Below are 19,716 nucleotides of genomic sequence, written 5' to 3'. Positions count from 1 at the left end.
TCGGCGGGGTCGGCCGTGGATCGCGGCCGGCCCCGCGGGAGAACCCTCAGTGAACCAGAAGCGCCGCATCCTGCTCGAGTACCGCAAGGTCTACGACGCCTCCCCGGAGTCGCCGTTCCTCCATGCCCGCGACCAGCTCCCCGAGCGCATGGGGGTCGCCTGGGAGACCATCGCGGCCGACGTGAAAGATCTCGAGCAGAACCGCTTCCTGCATTGGAAGGCCCAGGATCTCTACAAGCTCTCGCCGCGCGGCATACGTGTCACCGGCGACGCGGCCGAGCTCGACCTCGAATTCCCCGAGTAGTCCTGCGTCGGAGCACAGTCGGGCGGCGCTTGCGATCTGCTGCCCTAGCAGGCTCTTTGGAGCCCTCGGGAGGCAGACTGCATGAGTATGCGCGCTTTGGGAGCCGGACTGGCAGGGGGACTGCTGGCCGGCGCCCTCGTGGGGGGCGGCGAGGCGGTAGCATCGTGGTGGGCGACGCACGGAGCCGGTGAGCTCCCGCCCATCGCCTGGGCAATGATTGCCTACGGGTTGCTCGGGGCCGCGGGCGGCCTCGGGCTCGGCATTCTCGCCGCGATCCTGCGCACGGACGGCTTCGGCCTCGCGCTGGCCGGGATCGGGGCGGGGCTGGGATTCGTCGTGGGTCGCTTCCGCGTCATCCGCGACGTCTTCCTCGAGCAGCTTCCGGGCGGGCCCATGACGCTCGTCGTGCAGCTCGCGGCGCTGCTCGCGACCTTCGTCGTCGGCGTTCTCGTGTGGCGCGCGTTGCGCGGCGCCGACGCGCGACGCGGGTTGCTGACGCGCCCCGTGCCGGCGGCGATCCTCGTCGCCGTGATCGCCCTCGGCTGGTCGCTCGCGACCCGCGCCATGCCGGGCCCACCGCAGCCCGAGCCCGCGCAGCGTGCGGCCGCCCCGGCCAACGCGCCGAACGTGATCCTGCTGATGGTCGACACGCTGCGCGCCGACCGTCTCGGCTCCTACGGCTACGCCAAGGCGAGGACGCCGCACCTCGACAGCCTCGCGACGGACGGCGTGCGCGCCGCACGCAGCTTCGCACAGGCGTCGTGGACGCGGCCCTCGGTCGCGACCATCTTCACCGGGCTCTACCCGTCGTCGCACGGCGCCATCCACAAGGCCGACATCCTGCCCGACCGCGTCGAGACGATCGCCGAGGCGCTCACCAAGGGCGGCTACTGGGCCGCGGGCTTCCCGAACAACATCAACGTCACCGCCGCCTTCAACTTCCAGCAGGGCTTCGACGAGTTCCACTACCTGGCGCCCGACCTCTTCTTCTGGGCCGACGAGCCGGCGGCGAAGCTGACGATCTACAACGGCCTGCGTCTCGTTCGCGAGCGTTTCTTCGCGCGCCAGGTCATCGTCTACAACTACTACCAACCCGCGCAGGTGGTGGTGGATCGCGCCATCGAGTGGCTCGGCGGCCCGAACGCGAAGAAGGGCCCGTTCTTCCTCTATCTGCACTTCATGGATCCGCACGATCCGTACTTCGTGCACCCGTACGACGGCGAGGGCTATGCGCGCGTAGCCAACCCGAACCCGCCGGCGGACGTCGCCCAGAAGTACAGCGACCTCTACGACGGCGAGATCGCCTATCTCGACGGCCAGGTCGGCCGCCTCATCGACGACCTCAAGCAGCGCGGCCTCTACGACGACACGCTCATCGTGCTCACCGCCGACCACGGCGAGGAGTTCCACGAGCACGGCGGCTGGTGGCACGGCACCACGCTCTACGACGAGCAGACGCACGTGCCGCTCGTCATGAAGCCCGCTGCCGGCGGCGCGCGCGGCAGCGTCATCGACGAGCTCGCGACCAGCCTCGACATCGCGCCGACCATGCTCGCGAGCGCCGGCCTGCCGATCCCGCCCGTGATGCAGGGCCATGCGCTGCCGCTCAACGGCGCCGCGGCGCCGGCGCGCGAGAACGTCTTCTCCGAGGAGGACCTCGAGGGCAACTCGCTGCAGGCGATTCGCTCGAAGACGACGAAGCTCATCACCGCCAACAAGGGCAACCCGCGCGGACTCAGAGAGACGGAGCTGTACGACGTCGCCACCGACCCCGGCGAGCAGAAGGACCTCGCGGAGGCCGAGCCGGTCGAGGTCGAGAAGATGCGCGCCGCCCTGGGCAAGGCCTATCTCGTCGCGTCCGAGCACAAGGGCGCGGGCGGGCAGGTCGACGTCGACGCCGCCACCAAGGAGCGGCTGCGCGCGCTCGGCTACCTCGACTGATCGCGTGGCGGCCCCTCTGCTCGTCATCGGCCTCGACGGGGCCGGCCTCGACCTCGTCGAGCCGTGGGCGGCGGAGGGGCGCCTGCCGGCGCTGCGGGCGCTGCTCGCCCGCGGTGCGTTCGGCCCGCTGCGCTCGACGATCCCGGCCGCGACCTTCCCGGCCTGGACGTCGCTGCTGACCGGGGTCAACCCGGGCCGCCACGGCGTGCTCGACTTCCTGGAGCGCGTCCCGGGCACGTACCGCATGCGCTTCGTGAACGGGAGCCACCGGCGCGTGCCCGCCCTGTGGAACCGGCTCTCGGCCGCCGGGCGGCGTTGCGCCGTCCTCACCGTCCCCGCGACCTATCCGCCGGAGCCGATCGACGGGATCATGGTGAGCGGCTGGGACACGCCGCTCACGACCCGCATCGACGCCTCCTTCGTGCACCCGCCGGCGTTCCACGACGAGGTGCGCCGGCTCGTCGGCACGCTCCCGTTCGCCGACTTCCAGGAAGTGCGCACCGGGGCAGGGTGGCACGCGCGCGCGCTCGCGAGCCTGCTCGACGGCGTGGATCGGCGGACGCGCCTGGCCGAGGCGCTGCTCGCCCGCGGCGACCTCGATGCGCTGGTCGTCGTCTACGGCGAGTCCGACACCGTCTCGCACCATTTCTGGCGCTTCCACGACGCCGCCTCGCCGCGCCACGCCGCGAGCCCGCACGGCGACGCGATCCGCCGCGTGTACGCGGCGCTCGACGCCGCCGTCGGCCGCCTGGTCGCCGCCGCCGGACCCGACGCGGTCGTCGCCGTCGTCTCCGACCACGGCAGCGGCGGCGCCAGCGACCGCGTCCTGCACCTCAACCGGCGCCTCGCCGAATGCGGGTTGCTGGCGTTCCGGACGGCAGGCGGCGGCGCGGCGCGCCTCGCCCGGCGACTCGCGCTGCGGGCGATACCGACCGGCCTCCAGGGCGCGATCCTGCGGCGGGCTCCGGAGACCGCCGGACGTCTCGAGGGCATGGCACGGCTCGGCCAGATCGCCTGGCCCGGGACGCAGGCGTACTCCGAGGAGCTCGACTATCATCCGAGCGTGTGGATCAACCGCGCCGACCGCGACCCCGAGGGCGTCGTCGCTCCGGCCGACTACGAGCGCGTCCGCGCGCAGGTCGTCGCCGCGCTGCTCGACTGGCGCGACGCCGCCGGCGCCCCGGTGGTCGCGCGCGTGTGGCGCCGCGAGGAGATCTACGACGGGCCGGCGACCGAGCGTGCGCCCGACCTCCTGCTCGAGCCGGCCTGGCACCGCGGCTATCGCCCGTCCTGCCTGCGCAGCGCGGGACCGGGCCCCGCGCTGCGCCGGCTGAGCCCGGCCGAATACGGCGCCGGCAAGGACGCGGGGACGAGCGGGACGCATCGCCGCGAGGGTCTCTTCGCGCTCGCCGGACCCGGTGTGAACGGGCGGGGGCGCCTCGCCGCCGCCGACGTCGTGGACGTCCTGCCGACGCTCCTGCCCCTCGTCGGGCTGCCCGTGCCGGGGGGACTCGACGGTCGGCCCATCCGCGCCGCCCTCGCCGTGGCCGCGCGTGAGGAGGCCGATCGCGTGCCGGCGCCGGCGTCGACGCCGCTCGTCTTCGGGCCCGAGGAGACACGCATCCTCACCGAGCGGCTCGCCGCGCTCGGCTATCTGGAGCCCGGCTCCTGATGCGGGTCGCGCTCGTCGTGGCGGGGCCGTACCCCGCGCTGCGCGGCTCGCAGGTGCTGGTGGGGCATCTCGCGCTCGGCCTGCGGGAGCGCGGGCACGAGGTGTCGCTGGTCACCTACGGCGCGCGGCGCGGACGCCGCCCCGGCCTGCGCCCGGGACGTGTCGTCCTCGACGCGATCCTGGTGGCGCGCCTGTGGCGTCACGTCCGCCGGCGCGCGATCGACGTGATCCACGCGCACAACTACGAGGCGGCGATCGCCGGGCTCATCGTCGGACGGCTCACGGGGACGCCGGTCGTCTACCACGGCCACAGCGCCATGGCGGAGGAGCTGCCGACGTACGTCTCCGGCCGCCGCACGCGCCGGCTCCTCGGGCGGCTCGGCCATCTCCTCGACACCCAGGTGCCGCGCCGGGCCGACTACTGTATCGCGGTGACGCCCGAGCTGGGCGAGCATCTTCGCCGCGGCGGGGTGGCGCAGCGGGCGCTCGCCTGCATCGAGCCGACCTCGGTGCCGGCCGAGGTCCGCAAGACGGTGCCCGTCCCGCGCCCGGAGTCCGGGCGCGGGCTCGTGTGCTACGCGGGCAACCTCGACGGTTACCAGAACCTCGCGTTCCTGCTGGAGACCTTCCGCGCGATCCGGGCGGCCGAGCCCCGGGCCCGCCTGCTCCTCCTGACCCACCACGACGCCCGCGCCGAAGCCCGTCGCCTGCGCGAGGGTGACCTCCTGGGGCCGGGGGTGGAGATCGAGCAGGCGAGGTCCTACGATGAGGTCCGGAGCCTCCTGGCGGGGGCGGACGTCGCCGTCCTGCCGCGCGCCGAACGCTCCGGCTTTCCCATGAAGCTGCTGAACTACATGGCGGCCGGCAAGGCCATCGTCGCCTGCGCCGGCTCCGCCAAGGGTCTCGCCGACGGCGTCTCCGGGCGTGTCGTGCCCGACGGCGACTCCGCGGCGTTCGCCGCCGTCGTCGTCGAGCTGCTGCGCGATCCCGCCGGCCGCGCCCGGCTCGGCACGGCCGCCCGGCACGCGGTCGAGGGCCCCGAGGCGTGGGAGCACGTGCTCGACCGCATCGAATCGATCTACCGCACCGTCGTGGCGGGCGCCGGGCCCGCGCTCGTACCGGTGACGGCCACGGAGTGACGACATGACGTATCGACCCCGCATCGCGATCACCATGGGCGACGCCGCCGGCATCGGCCCCGAGATCACCGTGAAGTCGCTCGCCGACCCGCGCGCGACCGAGTGGTGCATCCCCCTCGTCCTCGGCGACGCCGCCGTGATGGAGAAGGCGATGGACGCCGTCGGCGTGCGTCTGCCGATCCGTCGCATCCAGACGCCCGCCGAGGCCGTGGGCACACCCGGCACGGTGGAGATCATCGACTCGGCCTGCATCGACATGGCGACGCACGCGTGGGGCAGGATCGTGTCGGCCTACGGCGACGCCGCCGTGGCGTGGACGAAGGCCGCCGGGCACATGGCCGCCTCGGGCGAGATCGACGGCCTCGTCTCCGCCCCGCTCAACAAGGAGGCGATGCACGTCGCCGGCCACAACTACGAGGGCCAGACCGAGATCCTCGGCGAGCTCACGCAGAGCAAGCCGGCGATGGTCATGGTCATCGACAAGATGCGGCTCATGCTCTTCACGAACCACATGGCGCTGCGTGCCGTGTGCGACTACGTGACCAGGGACCGCATGCTGGCGCGCATCCGTCTCGCCGACGCGGCGCTGCGCGACATGGGCATCGCGAAGCCGAAGATCGCGGTCGCGGGGCTGAACCCGCATGCCGGCGAGAACGGCCTCTTCGGCCGCGAGGAGCTCGACCAGATCATCCCCGCGATCGAGGCCGCGCGCGCCGAGGGCATCGACGCGCAGGGCCCGTTCCCGGCCGACACCGTGTTCCTGAAGGCGCGCGACGGCGTCTACGACATGACGATCGCGCTCTATCACGACCAGGGGCTCATGGCGGTGAAGCTGGTCGGCTTCGGCCGCGTGGTCACGCTGCTGATCGGGCTGCCGCTGATCCGTACCTCGACGGGGCACGGCACGGCGTTCGACATCGCGGGCCGGAACATCGCGGACCACGTGAACCTGCTGGAGGCGATCCGCGTCGCCGCCGAGGTCGCGCGCGGCAAGCAGGGGCACACGGACCGCGGGCTCGCCGCGGCGTTCGGCCGGGCGGCGTAGGCGATGCGGCGGGTCCTCGACATCTCGGTGCCGAACGGCCCGGGCCAGCACGTCTATCCCGGCGATCCGGAGCCGCGCATCGACGCCGTGCGGCGGCTCGCCAGCGGCGACGTCTGCAACCTGTCGCTGCTCACGATGGGCAGCCACACCGGTACGCACGTCGACGCGCCGTTCCACTTCCTCGCCGACGGCCCGCGCCTCGGCGAGGTGCCGCTGGACCGCATGGTCGGCGAATGTCTCGTCGCCGACCTGCGCGGCCGCGCCGCGATCGACGCCGCGGCGCTGCGCGACGTGTCCCTGCGCGACGGCGACATCCTGCTCTGCCTCACCGACAACTCGGCGAAGTGGGCGGCGCCGTCGTTCCAGACCGACTTCACCTATCTCATGCGCGACGCGGCCGACGTCCTGGTCCAGCGCGGGGTGAAGGCGGTCGGCATGGACTACCTGTCGATCGAGGCGTTCGGGACGTCGGAGTTCGTCGTCCATCAGACGCTGCTCGGCGCCGGCGTCTTCGTGATCGAGGGCCTCGATCTGCGCCAGGTGGCGCCGGGGCGGCGCTACACGCTCGTCTGTCTGCCGCTCAAGTTTCCCGAGCTGGATGGGGCGCCGGCACGCGCCATCCTGCTGGACGAGTGACGGAGGGCCTGCGATGGACGCGCTCCGCGTCCTCGCCGACGACCTGACCGGCGCCTGCGACGTCGGCGCCGAGCTGCTGCCCTGGCGCGGTGGCGTGGCCGTCGTCTGGGCCGGGGAGGGCGGCGGGACCCCGCCGCCGCAGGCGCTCGCGGTGCGCAACACGCAGAGCCGCACGCTCGCCCCCGCGCTCGCGGCGGCACGCGTGCACGCCGCGCTGGCGCCCGCCGGCGGCTTCGGCGGCATCGTCCTCAAGAAGATCGACACCGGCCTGCGCGGCGTGCTCGGTGCCGAGCTGGACGCGGCGATGGACGCGCTCGGTGCGGGGGAGGCGTTCGTGCTGCCGGCCATCCCGGAGGTCGGTCGCACCACCGAGGGCGGCCGACAGATGATCGCGGGCGTGCCCGTGCACGAGACGCCCTTTGCGCGCGACCCACAGAACCCGATCCACGACGCGAGCGTCTGCGCGGTCCTCGCCGCGACCAGCCGGCGAGCAGCGGCGGTCCTGGACCTCGCGGCGGTGCGTGCGCCCGAAGGCCCGGCGGCGGCGATCGCAGGGCTGCGTGCGGACGGCGCGGTAGTGATCGTCTGCGACGCCCAGACCGAGGGCGACCTCGAGCGTACGGTGCGCGTCCTGCTCGGGCGGCCGCGCCCGCTGCTGCTGGCCGGCTCCATCGGGCTCGCCCGGGCGCTGCGCCGGGTGCTCGGCCAGGAGCCCGTCGGCCAGCCGCGTGCGACCGGCCCCGCCCCCGCCGGCGCCGGCGTGCTCTGCGTCATGGGCAGCGCGCATCCGACCGCGCACGCTCAGGTGGCCTGGCGGTCGAGCGCGGCGTCCTGCGCACGCTCGCGGTGTCCGCCGGCGCGGCCGAGCAGGCCGGCGACGGCGCCGCGCGGCTGGTGCGCGACGGGCATGCGGTCGCACTGGTCCCGCCCGTGGTGCGCGCGCCGACGAGCGACGGCGTCCTCGCTATGATGCGGACCGCGGCCCTGGCCGCGCTCGGACGCGGGCGACCGCGCGGGCTGGTGCTCGTCGGCGGCGAGACCGCGTTCCACGTGCTCGACGGCCTCGGCCACCCGGCGCTGTGGCTCGAGGCGCGGCTCGCGCCGCTGGTGGTGCGCGCGCGCATCGGCGCCGGTCCGTTCGCGGGCCTGGCGCTGGTCACCAAGGGCGGCTCCTCGGGGCCGCCGGACCTGCTCGCCACGCTGGTGCGCCAGCTCGGGCGCGGCAAAGGAGGGTAGGAGATGGAGGTCGCCGACGGACGCGTCGTCGTGCTCGAGTACACGGTCCACTTCGCCAACGGACGCCTCCTCGACTCGACGGGACACTGCGGGCCCATCGCCGTGATGCAGGGCTCGGGGCAGCTCTTCCCCGCGCTCGAGGATCGCATCGTCGGCATGCAGGCGGGCGAGACGCGCGAGCTGCACATCCCGGCCGAGGAGGCATACGGGCCGTGGCGCGAGGACCTCGTGCGCGAGATGCCGCGCGACCGGCTGCCGCCGGATCTCGATCTCACCGTCGGCGACGAGTACTCGCTGAAGAGCCCGGACGGGAAGACGCTGCGCTTCCGCCTGCTCGAGATCGGCGGCGCGAGCGTGCGCGCGGACTTCAATCCGCCGGGGGCCGGGCAGGGGCTGAAGGCGACGGTGACGGTGATCGCGGTGCGCCCGCCGACGCCGGACGAGGAGCGTCGCGGCCGGACGTGACCGCCTTCGGCCGCGCCTTCACGCCGGCCGCCGCGAGCGGACCGAGCAGGCGGAAGCCGGTGCGGCCGTTCAGCGCCAGCGTCTTGCCCCAGTCGCCCACCTCGAGCGTGTCCGCGACGGCGAGCGCGGCGCCGCGGTAGCGCGCGTCGTCGCGCTGCACGCCGAGCCAGCCGAGCGGCAGGGCGTAGCGCGCGTCGGTCCAGCGGTCCGGCTCGGCGACGTAGGCGTCGGCATAGCGCTGCAGCCATTCGGCCCGCTTCGCGTCGGGCGCGACGGCCTCGACGTACGCCAGCCCGTCGGCCAGGATGCCGATCTTCCAGTCGGCGGCCGCCGGTGTCGGCGGGAAGGCGCCGAGCGCCTGGGTCGCGAACGCGGCGGCTGCGTCGCGATAGCGCGCCTCGTTCGTCGCCGCGGCGAGCGCGCCGAGCGCGACCATCGGCCAGCCGAACTGGCGCGGATTCGACGCCTTCGAGACGCGGCGGGCGAGGGCGTCGCCCATGGCCAGCGCCGCCTCGCGCGAGCGCACCTCGCCGGTGACCCGCCAGTGCGTGATGAGACCCTCCACCCACGTGTGCCCGAGGTCGACGTTCTGCGTCGCCTCGGGGGCGAAGTGACCCATCTTGTGCGGGTGATTCAGGCCGACGCGATCCGGGTTGTCCGGATCATGGTGGATCACGTCGACGTCGCGGTAGTGGCGCGCCGCCGCGACGAAGCCGTCGTACCAGGGGCGCTCGGCGGTGGCCGCCCAGCCGAGGCCGAGGACCTGCGGCAGATCGTACTCGAGGTTGCCCCAGGCGTCGCAGCCCTTGCTGCGATCGCGGAAGCCGGGAAAGTTCCAGTCGCCCCAGTTGAGCGCGCCGGTGAAGCCGGTGCGCTGATGGGCCTCGGTCCGCTGCTCGCACGGGACCGGCGGCCCGTCATCCCAACGCTCGGCGTTGCCGCGCGCGCGGTAGCGGCGGTAGGCGGTCGCGAGACGCGCGAGGAACGGCGGAGCGCCCGCCGCGGCGGGCGCGAGCGACTGCGGCAACGCCCCGGACGCCACGATCCAGGGCGCGGGCGGCATGCCCACGAGCGGGGCCAGCAGCGCGGCGGCCCGCTCCGGCGCGGGCGTCGCCCTGGTCGCCGGCTCGACCACCACCCAGGCCTCGAACGTCTTCGCCGCGCCGCGGCCGAGCGCGACGGGCGCCTCGCCGCCGCCGAGCAGGTCGAGCTGCACGTGCTCGTCGGAGAGGACGAGCGCCTTCGGCCACTCCTCGCGGAACCAGCGCGCGACCAGCGTGACCGCGGCGGTGTCGCCGCGCGCGCGCACCCAGCCGTCGCCGCTGCCCTCCGACTCGGCGTCGTCGAGCCGCATGCGCTCGCCGTCGAGCTGGCGCAGCGCGTGCGGGTCGACCAGGGTGCGGAAGCGCTTCACCGCGCCGTCGACGCCCATGGCGCCCTCGTCGAACGAGCCGGCGACGTCGAGCGCGAGGCTGCGGATCGCCACGTCGTGGGACGCCCCCAGGTGGGTCAGGGTCAGCTGGAGGCGCACGACCGGCTGGCCCGCGAAGACGGCGATGCGCGCCTCGTAGGCGAGCTCGGTGCCGTAGCGCCCGCGCAGCAGCAGCTCGGTGCGTACGGGACCGTCGGTCTCCACGCTCGGCGGCCCGGCCGGCACGGGTGGCACGGCGGCGCCGTCGGCGAGCGTCAGCGCGGGCAGGGGAAGGCGCGCCAGCAACGTCGTGCCGCCCGTGCGCAGCGTGGTGGCGAGCGCGGCGCCGTCGCCGGGCACGGTGAGCGTCAGGGGGCCGGTGTCGAGCTGCTGGGCGGCGCCGTCGGCGCGGCGGGTCGCCGGGGCTGGCGGCGCGCGCTGGCGTGCCCGGCAGCGCCAGGGTCGTGCGGCCTTCGGCGGCGCAGACGCTCGCGAGCACGTCGAGGAGGAGCGCCAGCGCACCGAGCCGTCGGGCCAGCGTTCGAGCACTGTGGGGTTGCGTCGGGACCGGGCGATCCCCGGCGACGCACGCGCAGCGCGGCGGCGTCGCGCACGGCGCCGGGCGGGAGCGGCACGCTGACGGCGGCGGGTGCGTCGCGGCGCGCGACGCCGGCGGTCTCGACCAGCGGCAGCGCCACGTCGAGCGTCGCGGCGCGAACGGAGGCGGGCAGGCCGAGGAGCACCGCGAGGAATGCGACGCGAAGCTGGCCCGGCACCGCGTCCCTGCTAACACCGGTCCGGGCGGGCGGCAATGCGCGGGCGACACAGGCTGTGCGTCCGGGCGCGTGGCGCAAGCGGCCAACCCCGCGCGCTTTTTCGTTGCGCGTGTGCGGCGGCCGGAGGTAGGACCACGCCGTGCGCCCCGCCGGGCCGGCTGCGCAGAGGGATTTTCACATGGGGGTCGACATCCATCGCGAGGCGGACGAGCTCGCGCGCTACTACGGCGAGCTCGGGCGCCGGCTCGCCCAGAACGGCGTCCGCGACGTCCCCGACCTCCTGGCGCTCCACGACCAGCTCCGCCGGGCCCTCGACGCGGTCAGCCCCCAGGAGATCGCCTGGGCCGTCGAGCAGACCCAGCGTCTCATCGACCAGCTGGTCCGCATGGACTCGAACCTCCAGGCCCTGCGCAGCCTGAAGGACCTGATGGCCCGGCTGGGGCCGCCGCCGGCGTAGCGCGCTCGACCTTCGCGGGACGGCCCGGCATACCTGACCGTGCGGCCCCGCATGCCCGGATCCTCGCGCCATCGCATCGCGTACGTCATCGGCGAGCTCGGGAAGGGCGGCGCCGAGTACCAGCTCTACGAGCTGCTGCGCGGGCTCGACCGTGCCCGCTTCGAGCCCGCGGTGTTCGCGCTCGCCGCGGGCGGCTACTGGGCGGGACCGCTGCGCGAGCTCGGTGTGCCGGTCCACGAGCTCGCGGCCCGCGGCTCGGCCGACGCCGGCCGGCTCCTGCGGCTGCGCCGGGCGCTGCGCGCCTTCGCGCCGCGCCTGCTGCACACCGTGCTCTGGTCGGGGAACTCCTACGGGCGTCTCGCCGCGACCGGGCTCGGCATCCCGATCGTGCTCACCGCGGAGCGCAACGTGATCGCGCGCCCGGGCTGGCAGATCGCCGTCGAGCGCGTGCTCGATCGCCTCACCGATACGTACCTCCTCAACTGCCGGGCGATCGCCGACGGCCTCGTCGAGCGCCAGGGCCTCGCGGCCGACAAGATGTGCGTCATCCCGAACGGCATCGACCTCGCGCGCCTGCCGCGCTTCGAGCCCGCGCGCGCCGCGGCCCGCGCCGCCGCGGGCTTCGCCCCGCAGCGGCGTCTCGTGGCGCAGGTCGGACGCCTCGCCGAGCAGAAGGACTATCCCACCTACCTGCGCGCAGCGGCCCGCCTGGCGCCGGCGTGTGCCGACGTCGACTTCCTCGTCGTCGGCGAGGGCGGGCTGCGCGAGGAGCTGGTCGCGCTCGCGACGTCGCTCGGGATCGCCGAGCGCGTGCACTTCACCGGCCTGCGCCACGACGTCCCCGCGGTGCTCGCCGGCGTGGACGTCCTCGCCCTGACGTCGCTCTACGAGGGCCTGCCGAACGTCGTCATCGAGGCGATGGCGACCGGCGCCGTGGCCGTCGCGACCGACGTCGGCGGCTGCCGCGAGCTGGTCGTCGACGGAGAGACGGGGGTGCTGGTCCCTGCGCGACAGCCCGAGGCGGTGGCCGACGCGATCACCGCGCTGCTGCGCGACCCCGGGCGCACCGAGCGCCTGCGGCTCGCGGCGCGCCGGCGCATCGAGGACGAGTTCTCCCTCGAGGCCATGGTGCGACGCACGACCGCCGTCTACCTGGACCATCTGCGGGCGCGCGGCTTCGAGCCGGGCGCTGCGGCCGCCTGACGCTCGATGCGCATCGCCTACGTCATCCCGGCCTGGCCGCCGCTCGGCTCGCAGCCGTTCGTCGTCAACGAGATGGTCGAGGTGCAGGACGCGGGCCACGCCCTCGTCGTGCTGCCCCTGTACCCGGGCGAGGCCGGCGGCGTGCGGCACGGGACGTTCGCGCGCCTGCGGCCGGCGAGCGTCCTGCCGGCGCCGCTCGTCGACGGCGCCACGCTCGGGCTCGCCCTGCGCGTGCTCGTCACGCGGCCGTGGCGCGTGCTGCGCACGCTCGCGGGCGCGCATCGTGCCGCCGGCGCCAGCCCCTGGGCGCACGTGCGCCTGCTGGCGGTGACGCCGAAAGCGCTCGCCGCGGCGCACCGATTGCGCGCGCTCGGCGTCGAGCACCTCCACGCCCACTTCGCCATGCAGACGGCCGATACGGCCGCCATCGCGGGCGCCGTCGCGGGCGTCCCGTTCTCGTTCACGGCGCACGCCTACGACATCTACTCCACGCATCCGCGCTGGCGGAACGCGACGCTCGGCTGGAAGCTGCGCCGCGCCGCGCGCGCGTTCACGGTGAACGACTATGCGCGCGATCTCCTGCGCGCGATGCTGCCGGCGGCGGAGCGCGCGCGCGTGCAGACGGTGTACGTCGGTATCCCGACCGAGCTGTTCCACGCCGAGCCGCCCGCGCCCGACGACGGCAGGCTGCGCCTGCTGTGCGTCGCGCGCTTCCAGGAGAAGAAGGGCATCGACACGCTGATCGACGCCTGCGCGGTGCTGCGGGAGCGCGGGTGCGCGTTCAGCCTGCGCGTGTTCGGCGACGGCCCGCTGCGCCCGGCGCTCGAGGCGCAGGTCGCGCGCCACGCGCTCGGCGACCACGTGCTGATCGGCCAGCCGATCCCGCAGGAGGAGGTCGCACGCGAGATGCGTGCCTGCCACCTCTTCGTCATGCCGTGCCGCCGCGACCACAACGGCGACATGGACGGCATCCCGACCGTCTTCATGGAGGCGATGGCGACGGGACGCCCGGTCGTCAGCTGCGCCGTGTCCGGCATCCCGGAGCTGGTGCGCGACGGCGAGACCGGCGTCATCGTGCCGCCGAACGACACCCTCGCGCTCGCCGACGCCATCGCCGACCTGGCGACTGCGCCCGAGCGGCGGGCCTTCCTCGGGCGGCAGGGGCGGGCGCTCGTCGAGCGGCAGCACGACCAGCGGCGCAACGCCCGCCGCGTCGTCGCCCTGCTCGTGTCCGACGGCAGCGCGGACGCCCCCGCCGCCGGCGCGACGCGGCCGGCGGCGTCGTCGCGATGAGCGGTGCGGGGCGCGCGCTGGTCCCGCCGGGGCGCATCCGCTATGGGCGGGCCGCGTGTCCACCGCCCGCCTCGCCGCGACCGACGCGGCGCCCACTTCCGTGACCGCCACGCCCGCCATCGCCGTCGACGCCCTCGTGCAGCGCTACGGCGATCGCACGGCGCTGGGCGGCATCTCGTTCGCCGTCGCCCCCGGGGAGCTCTTCGGCCTGCTCGGGCCGAACGGCGGCGGCAAGAGCACGCTCTTCCGCATCCTCGCCACGCTCCAGCGGCCGACCGGGGGCGCGGCGCGTATCGAGGGGCACGACGTGGTGGCCGATCCCGCCGGCGTGCGCCGCCGCATCGGCATCGTGTTCCAGCACCCGAGCGTCGACGGCAAGCTCACCGTGGAGGAGAACCTCCGCCACCACGGCCGCCTCCACGGCCTGCGCGGCGCCGATCTGCGGGAGCGTATCGAGCGGCAGCTGGGCCGCTTCGGGCTCGGCGACCGGCGTCGCGATCTGGTCGAGAAGCTCTCGGGCGGACTCGCGCGCCGTGTGGAGCTGGCGAAGGGCCTGCTGCCGCAGCCGTCCGTCCTCCTGCTCGACGAGCCGAGCACCGGGCTCGATCCGGGTGCGCGCCGCGATCTGCTCGGCCACCTCGCCGAGGTGCGCGCGCAGGAAGGCACGACGGTGCTCCTCACGACGCACCACATGGACGAGGCCGAGCGCTGCGACCGGGTCGCCGTCCTCGATCGCGGCCGCCTGGTCGCGCTCGACGCACCCGGCACGCTGAAGGCCGCCGTCGGCGGCGACGTCGTCGTCATCCAGGGGCGCGACCCCGCACGCCTCCAGGCCCGGCTGCGCGAGCGGCTGCGGCTGGAGACGCGTCTCGTCGACGGCACCTTGCGTCTCGAGCATCCGCGCGGCCATGAGCTGGTGCGCGAGGTCGTCGAGGCGCTGGGCGACGACGTCCACAGCGTCAGCGTCGGGCGGCCGACGCTCGAGGACGTCTTCGTGCGCCTCACCGGGCGGACGTTCTTCGACGCCGGAGCCGAGGCGCCGGAGGGCGCACGATGACGCTCGCGATCGCGACGCTGTGGCAACGCGAGGTCGTGCGCTTCCTGCGCCAGCGTAGCCGCATCGTCGGGGCGCTCGCACAGCCGATCGTGTTCTGGCTGCTCCTCGGCGGCGGTCTGTCGGCGTCGTTCCGCCCGGCAGGCGCCGCCGCGGGCAGCGACTACCTCCAGTACTTCTATCCCGGTGTGCTCGCGCTCGTGCTCCTGTTCACGGCGATCTTCTCGACCATCGCCGTGGTCGAGGACCGCCGCGCGGGTTTCCTCCAGGGCGTGCTGGTGGCGCCCGTACCGCGGGCCGCGATCGTGCTCGGGCAATCCCTCGGCGCGACGAGCCTCGCCGTGCTCCAGGGTGCGCTCTTCCTCGTGCTGGCCCCGTTCGCGGGCGTCGTGCTCACGCCCGAGCGCGTGCTCGCGACGCTCGGTGCAATGGCGCTGGTCGGCTTCGGCCTCACGAACCTCGGGCTGGTGATCGCGTGGCGCATGGACTCGACCCAGGGGTTCCATGCGGTGATGAACCTGATCCTGCTGCCGATCTGGTTCCTGTCGGGCGCCTTCTTCCCGCCCGAGGGGCTGCCGGACGCCCTGGTGTGGATCATGCGGCTCGACCCGCTCACCTACGGCGTCGCGCTGCTGCGGCAGGCGATGTGGCTCGGCCAGACGGTGCCGACCGGCGCGCTGCCGTCGCCGGCGACGGGGCTCGTCGTCAGCACCGTGTTCGGGCTCGCGACCCTGGCCGCGGCCGTCGCCGTCGCGCGTCGCAGCGCGACGCTGTAGGCGCGCGCGCTCAGCCGGGCCGACGGGTGAGCGCGATGGCGTCGGCGACCAGGCGCGCCAGGTCCGCGGGATCGGTGCCCACGTAATAGCCGCGGATCTGGAGAGCGCGGTCGACGAGCACGAACCGCTCGCTGTGCGTGATCGGCGCTTCCGCGGGGCCGTCGTCCGCGAAGCCGACCTTGAAGCCGTCGCGCAGGAGCCGGCCGACGCCGTCGCGCGAGCCGGTGAGGAAGAGCCACTCGCGGCCGGCGCCGAAGCGCTCCGCATACGGTTGCAGCACCTCGGGCGTGTCGTGCACCGGATCGACGGTGATCGACACCAGCCGCACGCCGTCGTCGCCCTTCGGCAGCTTGGGCCGCAGGTCGGCCATGCGCTGGCTCAGGACCGGACAGACGCCGGGGCAGCGGGTGAAGACGAAGTCGGCGATCCACACGTGTCCGGCGAGCGCGTCGGAGCCGACCGGGCTGCCGGTGCGCTCGGTGAGCGTGAAGGGCGGCAACGTGCCGAGGACCGGCAGCTCCTCGCGCCCGCAGCCCGCGACGAGAACGAGCAGGGCGAGCGCGGTGGCCGCGCGGCGCACGCGCGCCGCGCTCACGGCATCAGGGGCAGCTTGTCGAAGGCCATCGCCGCCAGCAGCACGGGCAGGTAGACGAGCGAGGCCACGAGGAGCCGCCGGGCGTCGGCCGCGCCGCCGCGGCGCGCGAGGCCGATCGCCGCCCAGAGGAATCCGAGTCCGGCGACGAGCGCGACGAAGAAGTAGGCCGTGCCTACGACGCCGAGGAACGTCGGCAGCAGCGCGACGGGCAGCAACGCGAGGCAGTTCGTCACCGCATGCGTGGCGGTGCTGGGCCCGTCGCGGTCGACGACCGGGAGGACGCGGATGCCGCCGCGCGCGTAGTCGTCGCGGTAGAGCTGCCCGATCGCGAGCGTGTGTGGAATCTGCCAGAAGAACAGGATCGCGAAGAGCACCCACGCGAGCGGGTCGAGACGATCGCACGCGGCCGCGAAGCCGGCGACCGGCGGCAGGGCGCCCGGCACCGCCCCGACCAGCGAGCAGGCCGACGTCACCTGCTTGAGCGGGGTGTAGAGGCCGAGATACGTCACCACCACGACCGCCGTCACCGCCGCGCAGAGCACGTTGACCGTGACGAGGAGCCAGGCGAGTCCGGCGACGACGAGGGCGCTGCCGAGTACGAACGCCTCGATCGGCAGGACGCGTCCTTCGGGCAGCGGCCGGCGCCGGGTGCGCTCCATGCGCGCGTCGACGTCGCGCTCCATCCACTGGTTCAGCGCCAGCGTGCCTCCGGCGGCGAGCGCCGTCCCGACGAGCGTGTGGACCAGGCGCACGAGGTCGGAGGTGCCGGCGGAGCCGAGGTAGTAGCCGACGACCGTGGTGACCAGCACCATCATCACCACGCGCGGCTTCGTCAGCTCGACGTAGTCGGCGACGCGCCGCCACGCGGCGGTGGCACCGAGGGGCAGGGTCGCGGGAGTCACTGCGGCCGTCCCCGCAGGCGCCGCGTCCGGCACGTCGGGGAGCGGAGCGCGATCCATCGCACCCGTATCGTCGCCTCGGGGGGCTCGCACCAATGAAAAACCCTGGGCCCTCGCATCAGGACGCCTTCTGCGGCGCGGAGTCGCGATCCCGTATCCCGAACGCCGCGCCCGCCGCAAGCCGCATCAGCCGCAGATCTTGTTGAGCGGGTACTCGATGATGCCCACCGCGCCGGCGCGCATCAGCCGGGGGATGAGGTCGCGCACCGTGGCCTCGGCGATGACGCTCTCGACCGCGAGCCAGTCCGTCCCATAGAGATTCGAGACCGTCGGCGCCGTGATCGACGGCAGCAGGGCGACCACCTCCGGGAGCTGCGCCGCCGGCACGTTCATCTTGAGCCCGACCTGCGCCTCGGCCCGCAGCGCGCCCTGGAGGAGCATCGAGATCTGCTCGATCTTCTCGCGCTTCCACGGCGTGTCCCAGGCGGTCGGGTTGACGATCAGCTGCGGCACCGACTCGAACAGCTCGCAGACGATGCGCAGGCCGTGGGCGCGGATCGTCGAGCCGGTCTCGGTCACCTCGACGATCGCGTCGACCAGACCCTCGGCCACCTTGGCCTCCGTCGCGCCCCACGAGAACTCGATCTGGACGTCGATCTTGCGCTCCGTGAACCAGCGCTTCGTGTAGCCGACCAGCTCGGTCGCGATGCGCGCGCCGCGGAGGTCCTCGGGCTTCTGGACCGGCGAGTCGCGGCTCACGACCAGCACCCAGCGCGTGGGGCGGAGGCTCGTCTTCGAGTACACGAGCTCCTTGGCGCTGACGACCTTGGCGTCGTACTCGAGGACCCAGTCGCGGCCGGTGATGCCGGCGTCGAGCGTGCCGCTCTCGACGTAGCGGGCCATCTCCTGGGCGCGCACGAGGAGGCAGCGCAGGCCCGGATCGTCGACGGTCGGGAAGTAGCTGCGCGAGTCGATGCCGATCTTCCAGCCGGAGCGCCGGAAGAGCTCCACGGTCGCGGCTTCGAGGCTGCCCTTCGGGATGCCCAGCTGAAGGACGTTCATGATCCGGCGCCCCCTACCACGCGACCCCGGGCAAAGCGACCCGCAGCCGTGGCGGTCGCACGGCGCGTCGGCTAAGGGAGCGCGATGCGGCTCGCCGACATCGCCCGCGCGCTGGACGCCGAGGTCGAGGGGGATGGCGAGGTCGATATCCGCGGCGTCGCCGCCCTCGAGGACGCCACCCCGGGCACCATCTCGTTCCTCGCCGACCGCCGGCTCGAGGGACACCTCGCGGGTACGCGGGCATCGGCACTGGTCCTGGCGCCGCAGGCGCCCGCGGTCTCCGTGCCGGTGATCCGCGTCCCGCAGCCGTATCTCGCCTTCGTGCGGGTGATCGAGCTGTTCCACCCGGCCGTGCGCCCCCCGGCGGGCGTGCACCCGACGGCGGTCGTCGACCCGGCGGCGGAGATCGGTCCGGGCGCCGCGATCGGGCCCCACGTCGTCGTGGGCGCCGGCGCACGCCTCGGCCGCGACGCCGTGCTGCACGCGCGCGTGACGATCTACCCCGGGGCCAGCATCGGCGACGACTTCACCGCCCACGCCGGTGCGATCGTGCGCGAGGCCGTGGTGATCGGGGATCGCGTCACGCTGCACGCCGGCGCCGTCGTCGGCAGCGACGGCTTCGGCTATCTGCCCACGCCCACCGGGGCGCGGAAGATACCCCAGGTCGGTACGGTCACGATCGAGGACGACGTCGAGATCGGCGCCAACAGCACGATCGACCGCGCGGCCCTCGGCACGACTCACGTCGGCCGCGGCACCAAGATCGACAATCTGGTCATGATCGCGCACGGTTGCCGGATCGGCCCGAGCTGCCTCCTCGCCGCGCAGACCGGGCTCGCGGGCGGTACGCGCCTGGGGGCCGGGGTGATGCTCGGCGGCCAGGTGGGGGCGAGCGGGCATCTCACCATCGGCGACGGCGCCCAGGTCGCGGCCCAGAGCGGCATCCACTCGGACATCCCGGCGGGCACGGTCTGGGGCGGCTACCCGGCGATGGACGTGCGTCTGTGGCGGCGGGTGACGAGCGCCGTCATGCGCCTGCCCGAGCTGCTCCGCCGGGTCCGCCGACTCGAGCGCGCGCTGGGTGCCGACGGACCCGGAACCGAGACCGACTAGGCCGGCCCCTTTCGCCAGCCGCGGCCGGCCCGCTATAGTGCGCGATCGGCCCCGGCCGTATCGCCGAGCATGAAGATCGCGATCGACCAGATCGTGGAGACCCCGAAGGCGCTCCACTACCTCGAGGACGCGGACCCCTTGAACGCCGAGCTGCGCAAGGGGGCCGGCGACTACGACGTCCCGCAGGCCCTCGCCGTCGATCTCGACTACTACCGTGCCGGCCTCGACGTGTACTTCGGCGGCCGTGTCCACGGCGCCGCCCGCGGCCACTGCGCCCGCTGCCTCGACGAGTTCGCGGTGCCGCTCGACGTGCCGGTCTCGGTGGTCCTGACGCCGCGCAACGCGGCCGACCTCGAGGGCGGCGAGCTCGGCGACGGCGACCTCGGGCTCTCGTTCTACGAGGGCGAGGAGATCGACGTCACGGCGCTGGTGCGCGAGCAGACCCTGCTCGCGCTGCCGAGCCGGGCGCTGTGCAGCGAGAGCTGCCGCGGGCTCTGTCCGCGCTGCGGCGTCAACCGCAACACCACGGTCTGCACCTGCGACACCGAGCCCGGCGACGGGCCGCTCGGGGCGCTCCGCACGCTGGTCCGCCGCAGCTGACGGACCGCCCGATCAATTCGAGTTCGAGGAGGATTCCAC

The 19,716-nt window shown here is 74.2% G+C and carries 20 protein-coding genes; 16 read left to right on the top strand and 4 right to left on the bottom strand.

Features of this window, described 5'->3' with window-relative positions:
• Positions 1–49 precede the first annotated feature (49 nt).
• The 9 genes from KIT14_15550 to KIT14_15510 all read left to right on the top strand — a co-directional run bounded on the left by KIT14_15550 (position 50) and on the right by KIT14_15510 (position 8,438).
• Positions 50–304: a hypothetical protein gene (locus tag KIT14_15550; GenBank protein ID MCW5891938.1), complete on the top strand. Its 255-nt coding sequence runs from the start codon at positions 50–52 to the stop codon at positions 302–304.
• Between the two features lie 228 nt (positions 305–532).
• A complete protein-coding gene (locus tag KIT14_15545; GenBank protein MCW5891937.1) occupies positions 533–2,245 on the top strand; it encodes a sulfatase in 1,713 nt (570 codons plus the stop codon).
• 4 nt (positions 2,246–2,249) lie between these two features.
• Positions 2,250–3,917 carry an alkaline phosphatase family protein gene (locus KIT14_15540; protein ID MCW5891936.1) on the top strand — a complete coding sequence of 556 codons (1,668 nt, stop codon included), beginning with the start codon at positions 2,250–2,252 and terminating at the stop codon, positions 3,915–3,917.
• On the top strand, positions 3,917–5,056 hold the full coding sequence (locus KIT14_15535; GenBank protein ID MCW5891935.1) for a glycosyltransferase family 4 protein: 1,140 nt from the start codon (positions 3,917–3,919) through the stop codon (positions 5,054–5,056). The genes KIT14_15540 and KIT14_15535 overlap by 1 nt, the downstream gene beginning before the upstream one ends.
• Before the next feature lie 4 nt (positions 5,057–5,060).
• Positions 5,061–6,101, top strand: coding sequence for a 4-hydroxythreonine-4-phosphate dehydrogenase PdxA (gene pdxA / locus KIT14_15530; protein MCW5891934.1), 1,041 nt, complete (start codon positions 5,061–5,063; stop codon positions 6,099–6,101).
• A 3-nt stretch (positions 6,102–6,104) separates the two neighbouring features.
• Positions 6,105–6,737, top strand: a complete 633-nt coding sequence (locus KIT14_15525; protein MCW5891933.1) for a cyclase family protein — start codon at positions 6,105–6,107, stop codon at positions 6,735–6,737.
• A gap of 13 nt (positions 6,738–6,750) precedes the next feature.
• Positions 6,751–7,707: a four-carbon acid sugar kinase family protein gene (locus KIT14_15520; GenBank protein ID MCW5891932.1), complete on the top strand. Its 957-nt coding sequence runs from the start codon at positions 6,751–6,753 to the stop codon at positions 7,705–7,707.
• Positions 7,704–7,973 (top strand): hypothetical protein, encoded by a 270-nt coding sequence (locus KIT14_15515; GenBank protein MCW5891931.1) that lies wholly within the window; start codon positions 7,704–7,706, stop codon positions 7,971–7,973. The genes KIT14_15520 and KIT14_15515 overlap by 4 nt, the downstream gene beginning before the upstream one ends.
• A 3-nt stretch (positions 7,974–7,976) precedes the next feature.
• Positions 7,977–8,438 (top strand): peptidylprolyl isomerase, encoded by a 462-nt coding sequence (locus tag KIT14_15510; GenBank protein ID MCW5891930.1) that lies wholly within the window; start codon positions 7,977–7,979, stop codon positions 8,436–8,438.
• Here the strand turns inward: KIT14_15510 and KIT14_15505 are convergent.
• The gene (locus KIT14_15505) at positions 8,341–10,398 is read right to left on the bottom strand and encodes a hypothetical protein (protein MCW5891929.1); all 2,058 of its coding nucleotides are present in this window, start codon (positions 10,396–10,398) and stop codon (positions 8,341–8,343) included. The two genes, KIT14_15510 and KIT14_15505, sit on opposite strands and share 98 nt — an antisense overlap.
• Positions 10,399–10,803: 405 nt before the next feature.
• On the opposite strand from KIT14_15505, the gene KIT14_15500 reads away from it, so the two are divergent.
• The 5 genes from KIT14_15500 (at position 10,804) to KIT14_15480 (ending at position 15,408) form a co-directional block, all read left to right on the top strand.
• Positions 10,804–11,082, top strand: coding sequence for a hypothetical protein (locus KIT14_15500; protein MCW5891928.1), 279 nt, complete (start codon positions 10,804–10,806; stop codon positions 11,080–11,082).
• A gap of 51 nt (positions 11,083–11,133) precedes the next feature.
• On the top strand, positions 11,134–12,285 hold the full coding sequence (locus KIT14_15495; protein MCW5891927.1) for a glycosyltransferase: 1,152 nt from the start codon (positions 11,134–11,136) through the stop codon (positions 12,283–12,285).
• 6 nt (positions 12,286–12,291) lie between these two features.
• Positions 12,292–13,578: a glycosyltransferase gene (locus tag KIT14_15490; protein MCW5891926.1), complete on the top strand. Its 1,287-nt coding sequence runs from the start codon at positions 12,292–12,294 to the stop codon at positions 13,576–13,578.
• Between the two features lie 100 nt (positions 13,579–13,678).
• Entirely contained in the window at positions 13,679–14,635 is a 957-nt protein-coding gene (locus KIT14_15485; protein ID MCW5891925.1) for an ATP-binding cassette domain-containing protein, read from the top strand.
• Positions 14,632–15,408, top strand: a complete 777-nt coding sequence (locus KIT14_15480) for an ABC transporter permease (GenBank protein ID MCW5891924.1) — start codon at positions 14,632–14,634, stop codon at positions 15,406–15,408. Before KIT14_15485 ends, KIT14_15480 begins: the two co-directional genes overlap by 4 nt.
• Before the next feature lie 10 nt (positions 15,409–15,418).
• Here KIT14_15480 and KIT14_15475 read toward each other — a convergent pair whose 3' ends face one another.
• The 3 genes from KIT14_15475 to KIT14_15465 all read right to left on the bottom strand — a co-directional run bounded on the left by KIT14_15475 (position 15,419) and on the right by KIT14_15465 (position 17,964).
• Positions 15,419–15,988 carry an SCO family protein gene (locus tag KIT14_15475; GenBank protein ID MCW5891923.1) on the bottom strand — a complete coding sequence of 190 codons (570 nt, stop codon included), beginning with the start codon at positions 15,986–15,988 and terminating at the stop codon, positions 15,419–15,421.
• A gap of 11 nt (positions 15,989–15,999) precedes the next feature.
• Positions 16,000–16,962 carry a heme o synthase gene (gene cyoE / locus KIT14_15470; GenBank protein MCW5891922.1) on the bottom strand — a complete coding sequence of 321 codons (963 nt, stop codon included), beginning with the start codon at positions 16,960–16,962 and terminating at the stop codon, positions 16,000–16,002.
• A 126-nt stretch (positions 16,963–17,088) separates the two neighbouring features.
• On the bottom strand, positions 17,089–17,964 hold the full coding sequence (locus tag KIT14_15465) for an ATP phosphoribosyltransferase (protein MCW5891921.1): 876 nt from the start codon (positions 17,962–17,964) through the stop codon (positions 17,089–17,091).
• 84 nt (positions 17,965–18,048) lie between these two features.
• Here KIT14_15465 and lpxD point away from each other — a divergent pair, with 84 nt between their 5' ends.
• Together lpxD and KIT14_15455 are read left to right on the top strand one after the other, a co-directional pair.
• A complete protein-coding gene (lpxD, locus tag KIT14_15460; protein MCW5891920.1) occupies positions 18,049–19,077 on the top strand; it encodes a UDP-3-O-(3-hydroxymyristoyl)glucosamine N-acyltransferase in 1,029 nt (342 codons plus the stop codon).
• Between the two features lie 69 nt (positions 19,078–19,146).
• A complete protein-coding gene (locus KIT14_15455) occupies positions 19,147–19,677 on the top strand; it encodes a DUF177 domain-containing protein (GenBank protein ID MCW5891919.1) in 531 nt (176 codons plus the stop codon).
• Positions 19,678–19,716 lie beyond the last annotated feature (39 nt).

This window comes from bacterium (assembly GCA_026129405.1).
Classification (GTDB): Bacteria; Desulfobacterota; Binatia; order DP-6; family DP-6; genus JAHCID01.
The sequence above is the reverse complement of the archived record's forward strand: the minus strand, read 5'-3'. Positions and strand labels throughout refer to the sequence as shown.